This is a genomic window from Undibacterium sp. CY21W (assembly GCF_014284265.1).
GTDB lineage: Bacteria > Pseudomonadota > Gammaproteobacteria > Burkholderiales > Burkholderiaceae_D > Undibacterium > Undibacterium aquatile.
The window spans coordinates 54,282-74,448 of the sequence record NZ_JACOGE010000005.1 but is presented as its reverse complement, the minus strand read 5'-3'; the positions used below and the strand labels follow the sequence as shown (position 1 = coordinate 74,448).

Annotated in this window: 16 protein-coding genes and 1 pseudogene; 10 read left to right on the top strand and 7 right to left on the bottom strand. The window is 47.7% G+C overall.

Going from position 1 to position 20,167, the window contains the following annotated elements; translation table 11 throughout:
- Positions 1 to 418: 418 nt before the first annotated feature.
- Together H8K29_RS12710 and H8K29_RS18000 are read left to right on the top strand one after the other, a co-directional pair.
- Positions 419 to 955, top strand: a complete 537-nt coding sequence (locus H8K29_RS12710; protein WP_186897888.1) for a hypothetical protein — start codon at positions 419 to 421, stop codon at positions 953 to 955.
- Between the two features lie 467 nt (positions 956 to 1,422).
- On the top strand, positions 1,423 to 2,823 hold the full coding sequence (locus tag H8K29_RS18000; RefSeq protein ID WP_255423370.1) for a DUF4157 domain-containing protein: 1,401 nt from the start codon (positions 1,423 to 1,425) through the stop codon (positions 2,821 to 2,823).
- Between the two features lie 94 nt (positions 2,824 to 2,917).
- On the opposite strand, the gene H8K29_RS17775 is transcribed toward H8K29_RS18000, so the two are convergent.
- The gene (locus H8K29_RS17775) at positions 2,918 to 3,079 is read right to left on the bottom strand and encodes a hypothetical protein (protein ID WP_200180277.1); all 162 of its coding nucleotides are present in this window, start codon (positions 3,077 to 3,079) and stop codon (positions 2,918 to 2,920) included.
- Between H8K29_RS17775 and H8K29_RS18215 the strand changes: the two genes are divergently transcribed.
- From H8K29_RS18215 to H8K29_RS17995, 3 genes are all read left to right on the top strand, one after another.
- Positions 3,068 to 3,196, top strand: a complete 129-nt coding sequence (locus H8K29_RS18215; RefSeq protein WP_370527187.1) for a hypothetical protein — start codon at positions 3,068 to 3,070, stop codon at positions 3,194 to 3,196. The genes H8K29_RS17775 and H8K29_RS18215 overlap by 12 nt on opposite strands.
- Before the next feature lie 258 nt (positions 3,197 to 3,454).
- A complete protein-coding gene (locus H8K29_RS12695) occupies positions 3,455 to 5,068 on the top strand; it encodes a hypothetical protein (RefSeq protein WP_186897887.1) in 1,614 nt (537 codons plus the stop codon).
- Between the two features lie 424 nt (positions 5,069 to 5,492).
- Positions 5,493 to 8,153, top strand: coding sequence for a DUF4157 domain-containing protein (locus H8K29_RS17995; protein ID WP_186897886.1), 2,661 nt, complete (start codon positions 5,493 to 5,495; stop codon positions 8,151 to 8,153).
- Between the two features lie 44 nt (positions 8,154 to 8,197).
- Here H8K29_RS17995 and H8K29_RS12685 read toward each other — a convergent pair.
- Both H8K29_RS12685 and H8K29_RS12680 read right to left on the bottom strand, forming a co-directional pair.
- Positions 8,198 to 8,497, bottom strand: a pseudogene (locus H8K29_RS12685) (OsmC domain/YcaO domain-containing protein); the annotation flags it as partial.
- Between the two features lie 18 nt (positions 8,498 to 8,515).
- Positions 8,516 to 10,714 carry an OsmC domain/YcaO domain-containing protein gene (locus H8K29_RS12680; protein ID WP_186897885.1) on the bottom strand — a complete coding sequence of 733 codons (2,199 nt, stop codon included), beginning with the start codon at positions 10,712 to 10,714 and terminating at the stop codon, positions 8,516 to 8,518.
- Between the two features lie 193 nt (positions 10,715 to 10,907).
- Between H8K29_RS12680 and H8K29_RS12675 the strand changes: the two genes are divergently transcribed.
- A complete protein-coding gene (locus H8K29_RS12675; protein ID WP_186897884.1) occupies positions 10,908 to 11,342 on the top strand; it encodes a hypothetical protein in 435 nt (144 codons plus the stop codon).
- Between the two features lie 139 nt (positions 11,343 to 11,481).
- Here the strand turns inward: H8K29_RS12675 and H8K29_RS12670 are convergent, their stop codons facing one another.
- From H8K29_RS12670 to H8K29_RS12660, 3 genes are all read right to left on the bottom strand, one after another.
- The gene (locus H8K29_RS12670) at positions 11,482 to 11,946 is read right to left on the bottom strand and encodes a cache domain-containing protein (RefSeq protein ID WP_255423369.1); all 465 of its coding nucleotides are present in this window, start codon (positions 11,944 to 11,946) and stop codon (positions 11,482 to 11,484) included.
- 390 nt (positions 11,947 to 12,336) lie between these two features.
- Positions 12,337 to 12,978, bottom strand: a complete 642-nt coding sequence (locus H8K29_RS12665) for a hypothetical protein (RefSeq protein ID WP_186897883.1) — start codon at positions 12,976 to 12,978, stop codon at positions 12,337 to 12,339.
- A 140-nt stretch (positions 12,979 to 13,118) separates the two neighbouring features.
- Positions 13,119 to 14,300: a GGDEF domain-containing protein gene (locus tag H8K29_RS12660; RefSeq protein ID WP_186897882.1), complete on the bottom strand. Its 1,182-nt coding sequence runs from the start codon at positions 14,298 to 14,300 to the stop codon at positions 13,119 to 13,121.
- Between the two features lie 299 nt (positions 14,301 to 14,599).
- Between H8K29_RS12660 and H8K29_RS12655 the strand changes: the two genes are divergently transcribed.
- Both H8K29_RS12655 and H8K29_RS12650 read left to right on the top strand, forming a co-directional pair.
- Positions 14,600 to 15,535: a phytanoyl-CoA dioxygenase family protein gene (locus H8K29_RS12655; RefSeq protein ID WP_186897881.1), complete on the top strand. Its 936-nt coding sequence runs from the start codon at positions 14,600 to 14,602 to the stop codon at positions 15,533 to 15,535.
- Positions 15,536 to 15,768: 233 nt separating this feature from the next.
- Positions 15,769 to 17,334 (top strand): DNA/RNA non-specific endonuclease, encoded by a 1,566-nt coding sequence (locus H8K29_RS12650; protein WP_186897880.1) that lies wholly within the window; start codon positions 15,769 to 15,771, stop codon positions 17,332 to 17,334.
- Between the two features lie 132 nt (positions 17,335 to 17,466).
- Here H8K29_RS12650 and H8K29_RS12645 read toward each other — a convergent pair whose 3' ends face one another.
- Positions 17,467 to 18,183, bottom strand: coding sequence for a TonB family protein (locus H8K29_RS12645; protein WP_186897879.1), 717 nt, complete (start codon positions 18,181 to 18,183; stop codon positions 17,467 to 17,469).
- Positions 18,184 to 18,427: 244 nt separating this feature from the next.
- Here H8K29_RS12645 and H8K29_RS12640 point away from each other — a divergent pair, with 244 nt between their 5' ends.
- Positions 18,428 to 19,120: an energy transducer TonB gene (locus tag H8K29_RS12640; protein WP_186897878.1), complete on the top strand. Its 693-nt coding sequence runs from the start codon at positions 18,428 to 18,430 to the stop codon at positions 19,118 to 19,120.
- Between the two features lie 37 nt (positions 19,121 to 19,157).
- Complete coding sequence (locus tag H8K29_RS12635) at positions 19,158 to 20,132, top strand: PHB depolymerase family esterase (protein WP_186897877.1); 975 nt, start codon at positions 19,158 to 19,160, stop codon at positions 20,130 to 20,132.
- Positions 20,133 to 20,167: the final 35 nt, after the last annotated feature.

Below are 20,167 nucleotides of genomic sequence, written 5' to 3'. Positions count from 1 at the left end.
TTCTTTCAAGCAAGCGTAGCGTGCGTATCACCGTAGGATGCGCAATGCACACCGTTTCACCGGATATCGTCATTTTTTAAGCCGTTCTTTTTTCACCATTGGTGTTCATCGTAAAAACCACCTAATATTTATGCGGCTTGTGGCGTGTTTTCGGCCTGCAAGCCGCATTTTTATTGGGGGATCGTTATCACAGCAAGCGTAGCGTGTATACCTGCCGCAGGTGGCACCATACACAATGCATCATCGGCGTTTTGGTAATTTCAAGCCGCGCGTTTTCATTCATCTGCCGGTGGATATTCAAACTGAAATACGGCATTATCTTTCGCTGTGCAGATGCATCATCATGTTCAACAAATGACTTCTTGCGCCAGCGGTAAGGCGCGGAAAGCTATTTTTAAAACTTCGGCGACGACATGCAATGAAAAAATTTTTGGCATTCATTTCTATCAGCCTCGCGGCAATCGTCTCTACTTTGGCGCTGGCTTATTTCATACGTCTGGATAGTTTTGCATTTGCATGGGCTCTGAATTTTCTGTTAATGATCTGGGTTTCCGCTCTTATCGAGATAATGAAGAGCCCGCTTCAATCGTCTTACTTTGATGAAAAAACCTGGGAACGAAGAGGGAAAATTTACGAATATCTTGACATCAATTTTTTCAGAAAAATGCTGGTGTTAATTGGATGGGAAAAGGTCATCAGAAAATCGACGCCTGTCGAAAAAAACGCCTCGGCTCTAGTGGTCTTGTACCATCAGACTAAGAAATCAGAACTCGGTCACTTCATTATTTTCTTTATCGTGCTGGCCTTTAACATTGTTGTCGCGATGCGATTTGGTTTGATGAAATCAATGTGGCTGTTTGGTTTAAATATCTTACTGAATCTCTACCCTGTGATTTTGCAACGATACAACCGCCCGAGAATTGCGTGCGTGCTCAATATGCGGCAACGAAAATGAGTGCGGCTATCTGAGCCTTGAAATATCAGGGCTGATCGTCACCAAAGCGCTATCGTTCCATCCAATCGCACACATTGGACCGGCACTTGCATTCCCAATCGAGGGTTAATAAGCGACCTTCGCAGGATGCGCTGCGGATACCACTTTGCCGGGCATCTTCAATTTTTACTAATTCATTCTTCGATTTTGACGTGCCCGGTACGCCCCCCAATATCTATGCGGCTTGTGGCGTGTTTTTAGTCTGCAAGCCTTATTTTTTGCGGGTATCTCTTGATGCAGGTTAGCAATCTCAATCTTAGCGTTGTCGTCCTCTTTTAATTCATGGGGAAAACCACCCTCCTCTGCGCACGTTTCTTATTTTATTTTTTGACATTGTTAAATTTTCACTAAATCAGATATAAGTCCATTGGTTTTGCCTTTAGAATAGACACTCCTTCTGATGGCATTTCCCTTACGCGAGGCGAGTCATGAGTTCATCCGCAACGATGCAGCAAGCGAAAACCGAGGCAGCACAACCTGCGCAACGCAGCAGCCAATTGGCAACGCAACACCAGCAAAGAAATTCGAGTGCTGCTCAAAGCGAATTGTCTGACCTTCGCCCGCAAGCCACCGCACAGCGCCAGCTACAAGACACCGCCAACAACAGCCCGCAAAGCCATCAGCTCAACACCTTTCAACAGATGGCGCAAAACAGCGCTCGCGCCACACAGCTCAAAGCCATGAGCACAATGATGAATGCGCCTGCTGTGCAACGGGTGGAAGAAGACGATGAGCCGCTGCAAGCCAAATCGGCGGGAGAAACAGCCCAGCGTGAAGCAGCAGATGCTGCCGAAGCGCCTCAACCAAATAACACCGGCCTACCCGACAATCTCAAATCCGGTATTGAATCAATGTCCGGCATGAGCATGGATCACGTCAAGGTCCACTACAATTCCGCACAACCCGCCCAATTGAATGCCCATGCCTACGCGCAAGGCAGTGAGATTCATGTAGCACCGGGGCAGGAACAGCATCTGCCGCACGAGGCTTGGCATGTGGTGCAGCAGGCGCAGGGGCGCGTGCAGCCGACGATGCAGATGAAAGTCGGAGTGCCGGTAAACGATGACGCGGGGTTAGAGGCCGAGGCGGATGTGATGGGGGCGAAGGCCTTGGGGTTGGGGGCTGTGCAGATGAGGAAGGAGGGGAATGTTGAAATGTCAGAACTGACCTCGTCGCCATCGCAACCCATCCAGCAAAAAGAGCCTAAAAATAGTTCTTCAATAGACGTAAATGCACAGAATAAAGCTCTTAACCCAGCGAAGGGGGAAAGCAATGTGCTAATACAAAAATATAGTTATGACCCTACTCCGGCAGAAATAACTTTAAAACACCCAAAAGGTACCCACAAATGGATCGAAAGCACCGGTGCTAAAGTCTCTTGGAAGAAGGGCGAAATTATGGATCCAAACTCGATAGGTTCGCATACTGTGCATAACCATGGTTGGGTGGGGCTGCTCAAGAACCAAAGTAACGGTAACAATGCAACAGGTCTACATGTGGTAAATGCAAACTGGGGTGGTTCAGCAAATGCACTGGATGGAAATTTGGTACCAGGGACACCTAGCTTAAACGGCCACCATAAATCAATTGAAAACAAAGTGCACAATCTGTTCAAGAACAACGGTGGAAAAGCGCCTGAAAACATGTCCTATGAAGCAGATGTCTGGACTCCCTATGATCAAACAATGGATCTTACAAAAAATAAATCAGGAGAAGAGCTACCTTATAAAGACGCAATAATAAAATGCACCGTAATAGCAGGTACTGAAACGCTAGTGGATAATGAGCAAGTGGAGTTAGGTGGTGGCACCAAAATCGTAGTCCCTTAATTTCCCAAAAAAACACAAACAAAAGGAAAAAGGGTCAAGTCTTGACATAACACATTTCTAAACTAAACCATTCCCCAACTCCAAACCATTACGCTTAAGCTTCCCCGGAGCTATTTATCACCTCACCTTGGGCGGTAATGCGCGGGGTGCGATTTATCTTGATGATGAGGATAAGTAGTGGTTTCTTAATTTTCTGACAAGCTGCATAGAAGAATTTCTTTGGCTTTGTCATGCTTACTGCCTGATGGGCAATCATTATCACCTTCTGATTAAAACACCGGACGCGAATCTGCAGGCGGGAATGCGGCAACTCAATGGCGTATGTATCCGACAATTTAATCGCATGCACAGCAGAGTCTTACGTGTTTTTTGAGGGCGCTACAAAGCCATTTTGGTCGACAAAGAAAGTGATTTACTTCTTCCGAATTACTAAAAACTCCACTAGCATACGCAAATCAATCAGCGCTATTTGCCAGATGATTTTACGGTTTCAACGCGCAAATTCCTAACTGCTCTATGCCAATCGCATCATGCGATATTTACCCTTTTAATATTCTTTGCATTTATTTAAGTTTTATCGCTAGTATAGTTACTTCTTCTCTGATGGCATTTCCCACACGCGAGGCGAGTCATGAGTTCAGCCGCAACGATGCAGCAAGCGAAAACCGAGGCAGCACAACCTGCGCAACGCAGCAGCCAATTGGCAACGCAACACCAGCAAAGAAATTCGAGTGCTGCTCAAAGCGAATTGTCTGACCTTCGCCCGCAAGCCACCGCACAGCGCCAGCTACAAGACACCGCCAACAACAGCACTCAAAGCCATCAGCTCAACACCTTTCAACAGATGGCACAAAACAGCGCGCGTTCCACACAGCTCAAAGCCATGAGCACGATGATGAATGCGCCGGCAGTGCAACGGGTGGAAGAAGACGAGCCGCTTAACAGCACTTCTGAAAAAAAAGATGACAATATTGCCGATGGCATCGGTAAGCGACAAGGCGAGCAATTCGAAGCTCGCGGTGAGCAGCATACGTTGTGGGTAGCGTCAGTCGGCGGGATGCGTTTGATCATGATTGCCAGCAACCCGATGCCGGTCGTAACTCGTTTGCGTAAATGGCAGTCCGCCGCAAAGAAAGTGAAGGACGTGGCTTTAAAAAACGGCATGGATCGTCTGCTGGATTTGGCTTGGAATAAATATAACGCCTTACAGGATGCTTCGGCGATAGAGGACGGGAACGAGCGCGCACGGGCAATTCGGCTGGCGCAACATCAATTAAGCTCCGATTTGGGTCAATTATTCCGCGTTTTCGGTGAATTGTTCGAAGCGCCGCCGGGTGCGGTAGCAGTATATAGAGGGCTGCATTTCACTACCGATTGGAACGCCAAACGCGGCCATACCGTAGATCAGGAAAATGCGCGTTCTTTCAAAGATGTCAAAGCCGAAGGTAGTTATTCCAGCGCATCTTGGGAACTAGCGACCACGACTGCGAAGGGTGGGAAAATTACCCCGGAACTATTAGAAGCGGCAAACAAAGCCGTAATGGAAACCATGGAAGGCTGGAAATCCAACACCGACTTTACGCGAACCGACAGCTCCAAGCCGGGCAAAAAAGCCAAGCAAAGTCGCGAAGGCCTTCCGGGGCAAATCGCCCATGCTCACGGCCAAGGCAATGTGCCCTTGGAAACCACCTTGACGTCTGGACTGGAGATGTTGAAAAAGTCTTTCACCCAAGGTGGGCACACTTACGGCAACCAATACAATGCGGCATTGTCGCGATATATCGACAGCCAGAAAATTTTTGAGGAAGAAATGGGTGAAGGGTCAAAAGGCGGATATCAAAATATTTCGTTTAAATCTATTCCGTTTATTTCAACATCTAAAAATGCAAAAGAAGCGGTCAAATACGGTATGGGAAAATTGGCGACGGATGACGTCAAGAATACCGCCGGGATAGTCGGACGAGTACTGGTGTATGTGGCACCGCTGACTGCCATGTTGGAGGCTGGCGGGATTGATGTGTGGGATGGTTTGCGCAACGGCACGCTTAACTTCACAAATTACCGGAAAAACGAAAACGAAATCACTTTCCCCGGCTCGATACCGGACAATTTCTTGCGTGCGATGACGCCTATCGATGCAGCCAAGAGCGAGGGCGACAACGCCCAACCACCCGAGCAAGAAGCCGCCAAGGAAGCTGTGCCGATGGGGGGATTGAATCCGCTACCGATGAATGAAGACCTCTGATCCCTTAGAATCGTCCTACCGCCTTCGGGTGGTACAGGCGGCATTCGAAATCAGAATTGCCTCACTGCAGTGTCTTGCACCACACACAAGCTCGACGGAATCGCCAGCTCCGTACTGACGGATTTGGTGCATGTGCATTTTTGTTATGAGCACATTTGCGATAACAGAATGGACAATACCTATGTGGCTTGTGGCGTGTTTTCGTGCCACGAGGCTCATTTTTATTGGGGATATCTTTTCCGGATGCTGCGATTTGTGATCTCACTTGCCCTGTTCACTCATCACTTAGCCGGGACCTTTCAATCGTCTTCTTTCTTTGCATTTTCAGACGTTATTAAATTTTCACGTCATCAAGAAAAGCGGTCGATTTTGCCATTAAAATGATCTCTTCTTCTGATGGCATTTCCTGTAAACGAGACGATTCATGAGTTCAGCAGCACCGATGCAGCACGTGAAAACTGACGCAACACCAACTGCGCAACGCAGTAACCAACCAAGCAGTCAATTGGCAACGCAACGTCAGCAAAGCGATACTACTATTCAAAGTGAATTTACAGACCAGCGCCCGCAAGCCACCACACAACGCCAACTGCAAAACGCTGCCAACAACAGCCCACAAAATCGCCAACTCCAAGCCTTTCAGCAGATGGCACAAAACAGCACGCGTGCCACGCAGCTCAAAACCATGGGCGCAATGATGAAAGCGCCTGCCGTGCAACGGCAAGAAGAAGATGATGAGCCGCTGCAAGTCAAATCGGCGGGAGAACCCCTCCAGCGTGAAGCCACGGCAGACGCAGCTGACGCGCCTAAGCAAAACAACACCGGGCTGCCCGACCATCTTAAATCAGGCATTGAATCGCTTTCCGGCATGAGCATGGATCATGTGAAAGTGCACTATAACTCTTCACAACCAGCGCAATTGAACGCCCATGCCTATGCGCAGGGTAGCGAGATTCATGTGGGTCCGGGACAGGAGCAGCATTTGCCACACGAAGCCTGGCACGTCGTGCAGCAAGCGCAGGGGCGAGTGCAACCGACGATGCAGATGAAGGCTGGGGTGCCGGTAAATGATGATGTGGGGTTGGAGGCTGAGGCAGATGTGATGGGAGAGATAGCGATGCATTCACTCCCCAAAAATACTGATCTGCTGCAAGTTAAATCTAAATTTCCATCAAATTCCGTCGTACCTTTAACCATTCAAAGAAGGGGCTTTTCATACGAAGGCGGGACTGAAACTACAGAGGCTTATCCGCCAAAGTCGCTGAAAGATGGTGATCGCACCGATGGAACAAATAAGTTCACTACTGTCGATTATGAGGCAAATTTACCTACGCCAAGGGAGGTTTTATTAAAGGCATACAAAGATAATTTCATTCAGAATTCGTTGTCAGTTAAGGAAATGAATTTTGACAGACCCAAAAAAGTAGAGGCTGTAATTAATAGCAAGGGAAGTGAAAGAAAAAATGACCCAATAGAGACAAAAATAGGTCATCTCGGTGGCGATGAATGGAAAATCCGGGGAGCAAAAACTACAGTTGCTAAATTTGTGGGGGGACATCTAATCGGCAATCAGATTATCGGCGGGGGGGTGGCTGATAAGGCATGGAATATTGCTCCGCAAGATGAAAAAAATAATAGCCCTTCATATAATCACACTATTGAGCAAATGGTACGCGGCGCTAATATCGAGAGCGGCGGGTTCATTAATTATGAAGTAGAGCTTTTTTATAAACTGGAAAATTATCAAGTCAACACACAAACCTTAATTGACCGAAAATTTGTAAGAAACTCCGGGCTTAAAACGTCCATGCCTGCGGCTGTTCAGATACCAACCAGAATTCCAAGTCATTGGAAAGCCAAGGCGTCAGTTAATAGAAAAGCTAAATTTGCTGCGCCGACCCAAAAAAAGAATCCTGGAAATAACGAAGATGAAGGAAAAACATACTTGCAGTATGTTGATGAAGATCCATTTAAAAAATCGATGTCAGAGAGTAATAACAACGACAAAGAATATTCGAACGCAAACTTTCATTTGAATTTTAAAATTTCGGATTCTAAGGATGTATCGTTGGACGCTGAAGAGCTAAATGCCGCCGATATTCAAGAAGTCAGCTACCACATGGTACAAGAGCATATTTCCACTTTTGAAGATACAGATACGGTACTCACGAGCGGTACATTCGGTTCTGCTACGAACTATGCTACCGCTGAGAGTTCGAAAGGCAAATTACCTACCGAAATAGATTACGAAAAAGAGTTTGAAAAACTAAAAGAGAAATTCAATGGAATAGAATTAGCCAATATTCAGAGTAAATACGAAAAGTGCAAAATAAATCTTGATCGACTGGAAAACAATCAACTTTACAACGAATGGTCTGAGTTTTGGGAGCGAGCAATCAAGAGCGTTAAGTCCGAAAATTCTGGCGCGTCCAATTCTTCAGGAACAAATTATAAGAAAAAGAATACTAGCGCTCAAAAAACAAAGAGTGATTCTGATGATTCGAAGAAGCGCAAGCTAGCTGAATCATCAGAATCAAAAGTTAAAAAAGTAAAACGCGACGAAACTCTTCTCGTTGATCCAACTGTACATAGCGATAAAGAGGAAGAGAAAGAAAATTTAAAAAAACAGTTGAAGCGATTCTTAGACAAAAAAAGAAATCAAAACATTGGAGATTTGAAATGCATTTCAATGACAGAAAGCATGAACCGTAACGACATCGAAATGCATGATTTAAAAAAATATATCGAAGCTATAGATCGACTTCAGGATTATGAAATTATCAAAGCTGCGGTAACACTTGAAATAAAAAAACTGTCAGAGTCTGAGTCTGAGCCAAATATAGAAACAATCAACACCTTAGATAAGCTTTACAAGCAATGGCAAAATTTTGCGGCTCATGTTGAGTATGCGACAACATCGTGGAGCGATAACTTTAAACTATTCTTTCTAGGTCCAAGCTATTTGGTATTTCAAGAAAAAGAATATTTCTCCGTTTCCAATCCAAGAACCGGTGCATCAACATCTAAAACATTCCAAAAATATTATGAAGAAAATTTTGACAATAAAAATCGAAGTCAAAAATAACAACATTATCAAGGCGCGCTAGCATCCCCGATGCGTCCCACATACTATTCTTGTTGAGATTTCGTCCGTGCGTGGTGTAGTTTCTTGTAGCTGTCAATCAAACGCTGGTGGCGCTCCAGGCCTTCCAGTTTCATACTCGTCGGCGTTAAGCCGTAAAAACGTACGCTGCCATTAACCGATCCGATGACAGCATCCATACGCTCATTACCAAACATGCGGCGGAAATTAGTTTCATAACTTTCTAATTCCAAATCATCGTCCAAACTCACTTCGAGCACCACATTCAGCGCCTGATAAAACAAGCCGCGTTCGACGCTGTTGTCGTTGTATTGCAGGAAGGCATCCCCGATGCGTCCCACATACTATTCTTGTTGAGATTTCGTCCGTGCGTGGTGTAGTTTCTTGTAGCTGTCAATCAAACGCTGGTGGCGCTCCAGGCCTTCCAGTTTCATACTCGTCGGCGTTAAGCCGTAAAAACGTACGCTGCCATTAACCGATCCGATGACAGCATCCATACGCTCATTACCAAACATGCGGCGGAAATTAGTTTCATAACTTTCTAATTCCAAATCATCGTCCAAACTCACTTCGAGCACCACATTCAGCGCCTGATAAAACAAGCCGCGTTCGACGCTGTTGTCGTTGTATTGCAGGAAGGCTTGCGTCAAATCCTGCGCGTCTTCGAGTTGCTCTAAGGCGAGATGAATCAGCAGTTTTAATTCCAGCACAGTGAGTTGCCCCCAGACCGTATTTTCATCAAACTCAATGCCGATCAGGGTGGCGATATCGCTGTAATCATCGAGCTCGTTGTTATCTAAACGATCGAGCAAGTCTTCCAGTGCATCGTCATCGAGCTGATGTAAATTCAGAATATCGCTGCGGAACAATAAGGCTTTGTTGGTGTTATCCCAGATCAGATCTTCGACTGGATACACCTCTGAATAACCCGGCACCAGGATGCGGCAAGCCGTCGCGCCTAACTGGTCGTACACCGCCATGTAAACTTCTTTGCCCATGTCTGCGAGGATGCCAAACAAGGTTGCAGCTTCGTCGGCATTGGAGTTTTCACCTTGACCAGAGAAATCCCATTCCACAAATTCGTAGTCGCCTTTGGCACTGAAAAAGCGCCATGACACAACGCCGCTGGAATCGATGAAATGTTCAACGAAATTATTCGGCTCAGTCACAGCCTGACTGACGAAGGTGGGTTGCGGCAAATCATTCAGGCCTTCAAAACTGCGACCTTGCAGTAATTCTGTCAAGCTGCGTTCCAACGCGACTTCTAAACTTGGATGCGCACCAAACGAAGCAAACACGCCGCCGGTGCGCGGGTTCATCAGCGTCACGCACATCACAGGATATTGGCCGCCGAGCGAGGCATCTTTGACCAGCACCGGAAAGCCTTGTTCTTCTAATCCTTGTATGCCCGCAAGGATGCCGGGATACTTTGCCAGCACGTCTTGCGGCACATCAGGCAAGGCGATTTCACCTTCGAGAATTTCGCGTTTGACTGCGCGTTCAAAAATCTCGGACAGACATTGCACCTGCGCTTCAACCAGCGTATTACCGGCGCTCATGCCATTGCTGGCGAACAGGTTTTCGATCAGGTTCGATGGGAAATAAACCGTCTCACCATCCGATTGGCGAACGAATGGCAACGAACAAATTCCACGCTCTGTATTGCCGGAATTGGTATCGATCAGATGCGAGCCGCGCAGTTCTTTATCAGGGTTGTAAATCGCCAGGCTGTATGCATCCAGTATCTCTTTTGGCAGCGCGTCTTTTTTGCCCGGCTTGAACCATTTTTCATTCGGGTAATGCACAAACTCGGCATTGGCGATGTCTTCGCCCCAGAACGAACCAGCGTAAAAATGATTATTACTCAGGCGCTCAATGTACTCGCCCAGCGCCGACGCCAAAGCGCTTTCTTTGGTCGCGCCTTTGCCATTGGTAAAGCACATCGGCGAATGCGCATCGCGTATATGCAACGACCACACATTCGGAATGATGTTGCGCCACGAAGCGATTTCGATTTTGATGCCCAGACCCGCGAGTAAGCCTGACATATTCGCGATGGTTTGCTCTAACGGTAAGTCTTTACCGAGGATATAGGTCGCTGCATCCGCATCTGGATTCAGGGTCAGCAAGGCTTGCGCATCGGCATCGAGACTTTCGACTTCTTCGATCACAAACTGCGGCCCTTCCTGCACGACTTTTTTGACCGTGCAACGTTCAATCGAACGCAGAATACCCTGACGGTCTTTTTCAGAAATATCGGCGGGCAATTCAACCTGAATTTTGAAAATTTGCGCGTAACGGTTTTCCGGGTCAACAATATTGTTTTGCGACAGACGGATATTCTCAGTAGGAATATCGCGCGTATTGCAATACAACTTCACGAAGTACGCCGCGCACAATGCCGATGAAGCCAGAAAGTAATCAAAAGGCCCGGGAGCAGAGCCATCGCCTTTATAACGAATAGGCTGATCAGCGATCACCGTGAAATCATCGAACTTGGCTTCAAGGCGAAGCTTATCGAGAAAGTTGACTTTAATTTCCATGAGGAGTGTTCCAAAAAAGCGGCCAAAAGCGCGTTAAAAGTAAATCAGGCGCCATTATCCGTTCTTTTAGGTGTGTGCGCACTGTGTACGTATCAATCGCTTTGCACCTCTGATGCGTGAAAGCAAACGATATGTACACACAGGTTTCCCAGTGCTGAAAAATTCACAAGTAAAATAGGTCAGCTTATTCGGCATGCGTACCGCTATTAATCCCTTTAAAACCTATGTTCAGGTAGTTCACAATATGAAGTTAATTCTTAGCCTGCTTCTCAGTTACTGCCTGACAGCACCAGCGTTAGCGGCGGATGTTGAAACAATGCGGGCGCAGTCGAACGATAGTGAAAGCATCACGGCAAGGACGCCGCTACTTACGCGGGTGAGTCAGTTAAGAAATGTCTTGATTGTCGATGCTGTACGAGAAAATGATCGATGGTTCAATCCAGAAAAAAAGATGAAAGAATCGTCTCTCGCAAAAGCAATTGCGGATGCGCACAAAAAAAGCGTCGCTGAGAATACGATCCAAGCTTACACCGAAGTCATAAGGCAATGTCAGCGTGAAACCTCGCAGCTACAGACAGTGCCGTTTATGCGCAGTGATAGTCAGCAAGCACATTGCTACCGTTACTGATGCTGCCATCACCCGATAACTCAGGAGCAAGCATCATTCTGCCGGATTCTCTCCGGTTTAATGGTCCGCAAAAGAACAGCAATCTGAGATGCAGCTCCTTTCCCCTCATTGCGGGGAGAAGAAAGGAAGCACCGATTTATTATTTTTTGTAAATGCCAACACCAAGCAGGTAGTTGTCGACTTTTTCTATGTACGTCGTTTTTTGATCCAGCAATTTAGTGATGGGATTAGGCCAGCGATATTCGACCCAGCCTGAGCCCTTCGTTTTTGCGACCTGCAGCATTTCTTTGGTCACCAGTTTTCCGTCGCCATCTTTAAAATCCATCAGCGGTTTTCCGACCAGTTTGGTATTCGCCGATGCGAGCATGGTTCCTTCCATATCGAATGCAATGACATACAGATCGCGGTCATGGAATTGTTTGTTGGAAGGATCGTTGAAATCTGCCAGCGCCTTGTCTTTGCCATTGGCTTTAAAGTGGGCAATCGCTTTTTTTACCATTGCTGTCGCCTGTTCAGCAGTGCCGTGATCCTCTGCTGCTGAAGACACGCCGCATACAGCAACAGTCATCAGAAATGCCAGTATCATCAATCCGATTTTTTTCATGTCAGTCTCCCTATTTTTGGTATACATATTGGCTCCCGCTGCTGTCGAGTCGTGACGGGCACGATCATGACAGGCCGGATTGCTGCCCAGTATAGGGTCAGTGAAAAATTCTTATTGCAAGAAATTGTTGAATCGGTTTGAGTAAAATCATACACAGCGGTAAGCAGCAACCCGTGTCCTGCACTACGCTGCCGCACATGTGTCTTAGTACGATGTATATAAACAACGGTATCGCAACGACAAGCTGAGATCGGAATGCCTGGTTGTAAGTTTGTGTTTTGCGGTACCTCACGCATGAGTAAGCGCAGCGAAACAAAGTAATACACCGGAGATGGCATTTATTGACGCCGCTTATTGACACCGCTTATTGACGCCGCTTATTAATGACGCTTATTGATGGCGGAGAATTTGATAATCGGTGCGTAATTTGAGACTGATTTCTTTTCCCATCACCGAGACATCGGTTTCTACCATTTCGGACTTCACCAGATTATCCCCGTTTACCTGTTTTTCATATTCAGTGACGGCAACAATGCGGTTCATTTTGAGGATGATCTTGATGCGGAAGGCTTCAGTATTACTGTATTCCATTCTTTGTAAATCGCCCTTTTCGTTGAGTGTGATAATGCCTGCAATTTTGTCAGGAGGCACTCCTCGTAAATCAGCGTCTTTACGCATGTGAAAACGCCAGCGTCTGGGATGATTGCCCGCGTCTATCGCCTGTAAGGATTTCTCATCGACCTGTGCGCTCAGCATTTCCTGCTCGGCACTTTCCATTTTTTCGAGAAATTTTCTGGTTTCTTTTTCTGTGGGCGTTCTGCCTTCAAATGACTCCAACAACCATTGCTGCTTTTTCTCTTTGGCCGGATCAAACACACCTACGCTTTTGAGCTTATCATTTTCATTGGATGTCACACGATAATGCCATGCGCTGACTTTACTCTGATCCGCAACTTTCAGCGCATCCATGACAACATGCGCACTGGCGCTTGAGGAAAACGCCAGACACATCAGTAATCCACGTAAAAACATTTTTTTCCTTTCTGTTTTCGTTCGGTATGACGCAAAAAAGTGATGACTATTTCAGACATATCTTCCCTGAGCTTTTGCTTTGCGTTTTCGTCCTTGTCGCCACACTCTGATAGCGTCAGATGCGACAGCACATTCTGGGTTTATTGCCCGACAGGTGTCTCGCTGCCTGACTGTGTTGCATGATCTGTTTCGATACTGTCACGCCCGTTATTTTTTGCACGATATAAAGCAGCATCGGCTCGCTGCAGCAAATGATCAAAATCATCATCTGCGCTGGCATTACTGGCAATGCCTACGCTGAGAGTACAGAGCGGTAAATCTGTATGCGCATTTTTCAGCGATGCCTGAATCCGGGCGGCGACCAATCGCGCTTCAGCCACCGTTGTTCCCGGCAACACCACAACAAACTCTTCACCGCCGAAACGTGCGATCTGATCACATTCACGTAACAACTGACGGATTTTTCCCACTACGAATACAAGCACCTGATCCCCTACTGCATGACCATGCAGATCATTGACACATTTAAAGTGATCCAGATCTATCGCCAGCAGCGCCAGCGGAAAATCAGCCTGACGGGCATGCAATTGCAGTCGTTCATAGTAAGCGCCACAACCTCGGCGATTGAGCACACCAGTCAGAGGATCCTCAACCGCACGCTGCTCAAGCACAGCCTTTAAGCGACGCGATGCCATCACCAGGAAAACGACGCTTAACAACTGCACCAGTATTGTCGATGTTGCGAGATAGGTTGTCGCCAGATTGCTGCCCTTCGCCAGATTCACACTCGTTTCATCCAACGTCAGTGCAACGCTGCCGCGCAACAAATTCAGACCAGCGTGCACTAATAACAGCACCATGAAAAAATAACTGCTGAAATGTTTCTCACCATGACGCCAGACCAAGCGGATCAGCGCGCAATACATCACAAAAGTGGTCAGTGAATAAATCGCCACGCGCATGCTGAAATCAGGATTCACTACCAGCCACCACATCAAACCAGCGATGGTAAGACCCCAGATAAACAAAAACAAACGCCAGCTCGGCTTCTGCCCGTAAAACAATTGGGTGCCGATCAGAGTCATGCCCTGCCCCCACAACATCGCGCCATTAAATCCGGGAATCGCAACGTATTCACTCAGTATTCCTTGCGTCGCGAGTATGGGCAACGCCAGCAAAGTCATTAACTGCGCCCATGCCCAATGCCCCACACCCTGCACTTCTGACTTAAAAGTGCGATGCACCGAAAACATGATGACGCTCATGCCGATACAAATAAATGCATTCATGAAGACTAAGGTGTAGATATCAAGTGGCTTCATCGTGCTTTTATAATGGAAACAGGCTCGGGTTTTCGTGCGTGCAATTATAGTGGATTACACTCTGAAATTTCCTTAATGCAATTGTCGTGATAATGAAAGATGGTGTGCTTACGCACCGATACCTTCAGTTTAGATGCAGGAGCAACAGATTGATCATTTCGTAGCTCTTCTGAAATAAGCTGCTGATCCATCAGCATTTTTTGCACAGTCGTCCATAGCGATTTACACTACGTTCTGCACCGTCCATGACATACGAAAGCTACGTTAAAACAGCACAAAAATTACGATAGAGGAAATCCATGCAAGACTGGCCTGTTTTAAAAACGCTATGGCAGCGTCATTGCGACCCGGCTTATCAAGCCAGTGCACGCGCATCGATAGAATGGGAACAACAGATACAAGCCTTGTATGCCAATCAAATTGCGCACCCTGCAGCACTCAGATTTTTGCTACAAAAACGCCCGACTCTGGAAGAATTTCAAGACTGGATCGCGAGTACCAGCGCACAGTATGTGGTAGCTGAGCAAGAGCCGGAGACCGATGATGACAACTATCGTCTTTCGTCTGAACAAATCGCGTTCTGGCAGGAAAACGGTTACCTGATTTTACCCAAAGTTATAGACGCCGCGGCATGTGCTGCCAGTTGCGACGCCATCTGGCAATATACGGGAGCGACGCTGCAAGACCCGTCAAGCTGGTATCAGCCACAATGCATACAGCACGGCCTGATGCTGCCCTTATACAATCATCCGCAATTAAACAGCAACCGTGCATCAAGACGTATTCGCGCTGCCTACGCGCAGCTCTACGGTAGTGAGGCAATTTACAAGACGATCGATCACGTCAGTTTCAACCCACCGGAAACGACCCATTTTTCTTTTCGCGGCAGTGCCCTGCACTGGGATGTCAGCATCGCGCAACCGATACCGGAACGCTACCAGGGATTATTGTATTTAACTGACTGCGCCGACAGCGATGGCACCTTTCATTGCGTCCCCGGTTTCCATCGCCAGATCGCCGACTGGCTCAAGCAATTCAAGCCCGAAGACAACATCCGGCACATTGCGGCAGAAACACTGACAACGCGCGCCGTACCGGGCAATGCGGGTGACTTTATCATCTGGCATCAGGCACTGCCCCACTGCGCAACTCCGAATCACGGTCAAACCCCGCGCATGGTGCAGTATCTGACTTATATTCCGACGAATCATGTGGAACACAGCGTGTGGATCTGAGGTTGGGTGATTTTTAATTTCTTCCCCTCCTTTACTCCTTTAGTTCTTCGGAGAGCGATTGCAGCATGCGCCCTCGCTAATCGGAACATTCAGGCGCAATGGTTTGATGCACTATCCGTTCGAAGTGTTATGTAGCTCGAATTAGCTAATAGCCGAAAATATTTACAATTAAGCCAACTTTTTCGCTAATATGATTATTTTCCGCATAGCTTTTCCACTACGCGAGGTCGATCATGAGTTCAGCAGCGCCATTGCAACAAGCGACAGCCAATTCACACTCCGAAGCAAGGAATACCCCTCGCCAACTCAGGCAAAACTCTGCGAGATCTGCCAGCGAAAAGCAAAATAGCTTTGCTGACTCACGACCACAAACGGCTATACAACGTCGCCTGCGAGAAACAGCAGCCGATAGTCCGCAAACTACTCAATTACTAGCCTTGCAGCGTATGGCGGCGGCAAGTGAACACGCGAACCAACTCAAGGCAATGAAAGCAACAGCGAGCGCCGCTGCACTGCAAAGAGTCGAAGACGAAGAAGCGTTGCAAGCGAAGTTCTCCGCCATACAGCGGGTAGAGGACGAAGAACCTCTGCAAGGCAAGTTCAGCACCGCACAACGGGTGGAAGAAGACGAGCCCCTGCAAAACAAGCTGATGACCACGCAAAGAACCGAAGACGAAGAACTGTTGCAGGGGAAATTCGCGCCTGTGCAACGCGTGGAAGAAGACGAGCTGCTGCAAGGAAAATTCGATACTGTACAAAGACAAGAACAAGTCACCGCCAGGCCCAATAATACAGGTCTGCCGAATCAACTCAAATCCGGTATCGAATCTCTTTCCGGCATGAGCATGGATCATGTGAAGGTGCATTACAACTCATCCCAACCAGCCCAACTCAACGCACTCGCTTACGCACAAGGCAGCGATATTCACGTCGCGCCGGGACAAGAACAACACTTACCGCATGAGGCCTGGCATGTTGTTCAGCAAGCGCAGGGGCGCGTCAAACCAACGATGCAGATGAAAGGCGGCGTACCGGTCAATGATGATATCGGGCTGGAGACAGAAGCGGATGTGATGGGGGCGAAGGCTTTATCAATACAGAAAAAATCTGAAGACGGATCTACACATGGGGCCTCGGAAAAAACACTACATCTGGATAATGAGGCGAAAAGTTTCGGCTTTAATGTTAAAGAGTTAATCGATATAAAACGGAAAATTGACGGTATCGATGGAGGAGGAGCCGTGCAACGACGCAAAACAGACGTTGTGCAGCAAAAGAGTACGTGTGCTGGACTTGCATATGTAAATTATGCAAATCTCAACAGTGACGGCAAGGCTGCGTACAATTTGCTAGATAATAAGCGAGCAAATTTTGCGAGTATTGATAAAACTGATGGTGGAGTGAATGCAATCACCGATAGTCAGAGTCGCGTGATTTCGGCAGAGCGTACGATCTCGTCTACAGCGGCACCGAGAAGCTCAATACAAACGACTATTGGTTGGCTTGGTAGATTAGAAGAAGGCAAAACAACTGGCTACGATGGTGGTCATTTAATTGCATCGAGCCTGGGCGGACCTGGTACTTGGGGGAATATGGTTCCACAAGACTACATTGAAAATCGCTGGGGTGATTGGAGAAAATATGAAAGGGAAGTCAAAGCAGTCATCGCTAAGACTGGCTCTCCACCTATTCTTAAGGTTCAATTAGGCTATAGCGGAGACTCAGTTTTACCCAACACATGGGATAGTTGGTTAGACGATAAACATGGTGTCAACCTCAACTGGTACTCGATGTTTTGATAATCGAAAGAGTCGCGTCAATAATCCTCCCTAATAAATCTGCGGCTCCCGGCACATTTTCGCGCCAGCAGCCGCATTTTCATTAAGGGTTGCGGGACGTACTCATCTTCAAAATGCGTCACCTGAATTGCACTACTTCGCAACGAAGCGCAGTGAACCGGCGTTACGAATACGCTTGCCGCTGCGTTCGGCAGGCATGAATTCACAAGATCGGGCGATGCGCAGACTTTCCTGATCGAGTTGTTCATCGTCACTGCCCCACTGTACTTTGGCATCCAGCACTTTTCCTGTCTCAGACGTATAAATACCGACGACGATACCCGCATCGTTATTTTTATTATCTCTGTCATCGGCGATGCGTAATTTGTCTGAGGACTTGCAGGTCTTCGCTTCCAGCACTGCCGGGCTGGTATAGCCCTGATCAAACTTCCAGCGATAGGCGGTATAAGTTTCACTCGGCACCCAGCGACCCTCGGGTAGTATCTGGCAGCCAATAATCGCGTTCATCACGGTCAGATCAAGCATTTTCCAGCCGCTGCTGCGGACTAACTGAAACGCCTTGATTTTGCCGCTCTCATCGATCATCAGCTTCAGCACAGTGTCACCTTGAATACCATAGCGAAGGGCAGCTTCGGGATACGTGGGAATCGCGCACGCAGTGGCAATATCAATTTTCATATCATTGATTTTCGGCGTCACAGAATCTGCGTTGACATTGGTCGCAGACGCCGCGCCTGATGCCGGCACCACAACCGGTTCTGCCGGTACCGCGTCTCTGGCTATCGCGGCGGGCGACATCAAAGTTTGCAACAGCATCCACAACAAAACTGCTCTGGAAAATTGACGCATGCGATACCTTTTCAAAAAGAAGTAGATGAGTGGCGCAACATCTCTACAGCGTCGTTGCTGTCGCGGTGTGAACCAAATGTGCGGAATTAAAAACACAAATCGTGTCGCGAGATTGTAATTAGACTAATATCTTTCAATCAAGCAATTTAAATAAATATTGAATACAATCGTAGCGCTTGATGCGTATCACAACCAAGACGGCACATATTTCCCCCATCCCCTTTTCTGACAGGTCTGTACTGATATGAAAAAAATCGCGCTACTTTTTAGTCTGCTGCTGACATTCGCAAGCCTGTCTTTCGCTACGCCACCTGCGCAGGAAAACCCGATCAGTGCTTCGCCGGCGGACAACGCCCCTGACAGCCAGTCTTACCCGCTGCTGTTTCTTCGTTGCGCCCCAATCAACTATCCCAAATATGCGCTGCGCTATGAGTTGCAAGGCGACACCACGATTTCCGCTATTGCCGATGCCGATGGCAAAGTCATGTCTGCAGAAATCGCCCACAGCAGCGGCTGGCGCATACTGGATGACGCTGTGCTGCAAGCCGTACAGAACTGCAAGGTATTGGATCAGCCTGATATGGAAAAAACGCCTCTGAAAGGCACATTCAAATGGCGTATCAGTGGCATTGATTACCAGCCGCCGCAATTGATCGCCGCCAGTTGTGCAGCCTCAGATGCGGTGCATATTGCCTCTGACGAAGAAAAAGAACGCGGCATTGTGATCGGTGTTTATCTGGATAAAAAAGGAGTGGTCAAAAAAATGACTCTGGAATGGAGCAGCGGTACCGCTTCGGATATGGAGGCAATCCGTCTTCTCAAGAGCTGTCAGTTCTTACCAGCACAGGACGCAAAAAAGACGCTGGAATCCGCGATTTCCATACGTTTGATCGCTGATGTGAAGTCCAAAATACATCGCGATTATTCGGAATTCTGAGGCGAATTAAGAACATCACCAGCGGATATAGTGAAGTATGTCAAACGAAAACACATCGCTACAAATGCGGCAACGTCCCGGGCAAGCAGTGATCACCGCTCACACGATTGTCACGGCCGACGGTCCGCGTCATTACCTGATGGCAACACCGCGGAAACAAAATGCGAACTTGCGTCCGCTGGTGATTATTCTGCATGGAGCGGGGGCTTCTGCGGCACAAGTAATGGGGCTGGCTTTTCCGGTATCGCCCTTATCCGTCTGGTTAGAAATTGCTGAACGCGAACAATTGTTGGTTGTCGCTCCGGACGGCAGTAAAAAAGGCTGGAATGATAGCTTTGCCCATGTCAGAAATAAGCCAGAGACCGATGATACGGGCATGATTCGTAACCTCATCGCACACATGATACGAGCGCATGAGGCCGACCCGCAGCGCATTTATGTGATTGGCGTTTCCAAGGGCGGCATGATGGCATACCGTTTGGCGACAGAGTTGGGATTGATGTTGGCGGCGTTTGCCAGCGTCCTGGCTAATATGCCGCAGCAAAGCGTGTGCGCGGCTCCCGTGACGCCGATATCCGCTCTGATCGTCGCCAGCACCCGCGATCCGCTGGTACCTTATGGCGGTGGTAAATATTTTTACACGCCGCTGCTAAGCCCGATGAAAAGCATCAACGACACCGTCGATATCTGGCGCATGCTGGCGAACCTGCCAGCAACCGGAAAGAGCGTCGATATTCCGAAATCTGCTGCAAGCAATCCGACCTCATGCACACGAATCACCTGGGGCGACAATCCAGAACAACTTCAAGTCGTTTTACTCAGAATCAATGGCGGTGGACATGCGGAACCCAGCAGGAGTCAGTTTTACCCGTGGTTTCTGAGCAGACTGGTCGGCGCACAAAATACAGATATCGATATTGCCGAGGAAGCATGGGCATTTTTCAAAGACAAACGCTGCAAAGATGCTGGCGGCAACAGCTTGCCTGAAACAACATCCGATAAAAACAAATAAATTCATTTCGCAAAACCAACTCTGCCATCAGCAAC

Bases quoted from the DNA above. Each gene is read 5' to 3' on its own strand.
- H8K29_RS12710 (WP_186897888.1), top strand. From the start codon at position 419: ATGAAAAAATTTTTGGCATTCATTTCTATCAGCCTCGCGGCAATCGTC.
- H8K29_RS18000 (WP_255423370.1), top strand. From the start codon at position 1,423: ATGAGTTCATCCGCAACGATGCAGCAAGCGAAAACCGAGGCAGCACAA.
- H8K29_RS18215 (WP_370527187.1), top strand. From the start codon at position 3,068: ATGGGCAATCATTATCACCTTCTGATTAAAACACCGGACGCGAATCTG.
- H8K29_RS17775 (WP_200180277.1), bottom strand. From the start codon at position 3,079: ATGATTGCCCATCAGGCAGTAAGCATGACAAAGCCAAAGAAATTCTTC.
- H8K29_RS12695 (WP_186897887.1), top strand. From the start codon at position 3,455: ATGAGTTCAGCCGCAACGATGCAGCAAGCGAAAACCGAGGCAGCACAA.
- H8K29_RS17995 (WP_186897886.1), top strand. From the start codon at position 5,493: ATGAGTTCAGCAGCACCGATGCAGCACGTGAAAACTGACGCAACACCA.
- H8K29_RS12680 (WP_186897885.1), bottom strand. From the start codon at position 10,714: ATGGAAATTAAAGTCAACTTTCTCGATAAGCTTCGCCTTGAAGCCAAG.
- H8K29_RS12675 (WP_186897884.1), top strand. From the start codon at position 10,908: ATGCGTACCGCTATTAATCCCTTTAAAACCTATGTTCAGGTAGTTCAC.
- H8K29_RS12670 (WP_255423369.1), bottom strand. From the start codon at position 11,946: ATGAAAAAAATCGGATTGATGATACTGGCATTTCTGATGACTGTTGCT.
- H8K29_RS12665 (WP_186897883.1), bottom strand. From the start codon at position 12,978: ATGTTTTTACGTGGATTACTGATGTGTCTGGCGTTTTCCTCAAGCGCC.
- H8K29_RS12660 (WP_186897882.1), bottom strand. From the start codon at position 14,300: ATGAAGCCACTTGATATCTACACCTTAGTCTTCATGAATGCATTTATT.
- H8K29_RS12655 (WP_186897881.1), top strand. From the start codon at position 14,600: ATGCAAGACTGGCCTGTTTTAAAAACGCTATGGCAGCGTCATTGCGAC.
- H8K29_RS12650 (WP_186897880.1), top strand. From the start codon at position 15,769: ATGAGTTCAGCAGCGCCATTGCAACAAGCGACAGCCAATTCACACTCC.
- H8K29_RS12645 (WP_186897879.1), bottom strand. From the start codon at position 18,183: ATGCGTCAATTTTCCAGAGCAGTTTTGTTGTGGATGCTGTTGCAAACT.
- H8K29_RS12640 (WP_186897878.1), top strand. From the start codon at position 18,428: ATGAAAAAAATCGCGCTACTTTTTAGTCTGCTGCTGACATTCGCAAGC.
- H8K29_RS12635 (WP_186897877.1), top strand. From the start codon at position 19,158: ATGTCAAACGAAAACACATCGCTACAAATGCGGCAACGTCCCGGGCAA.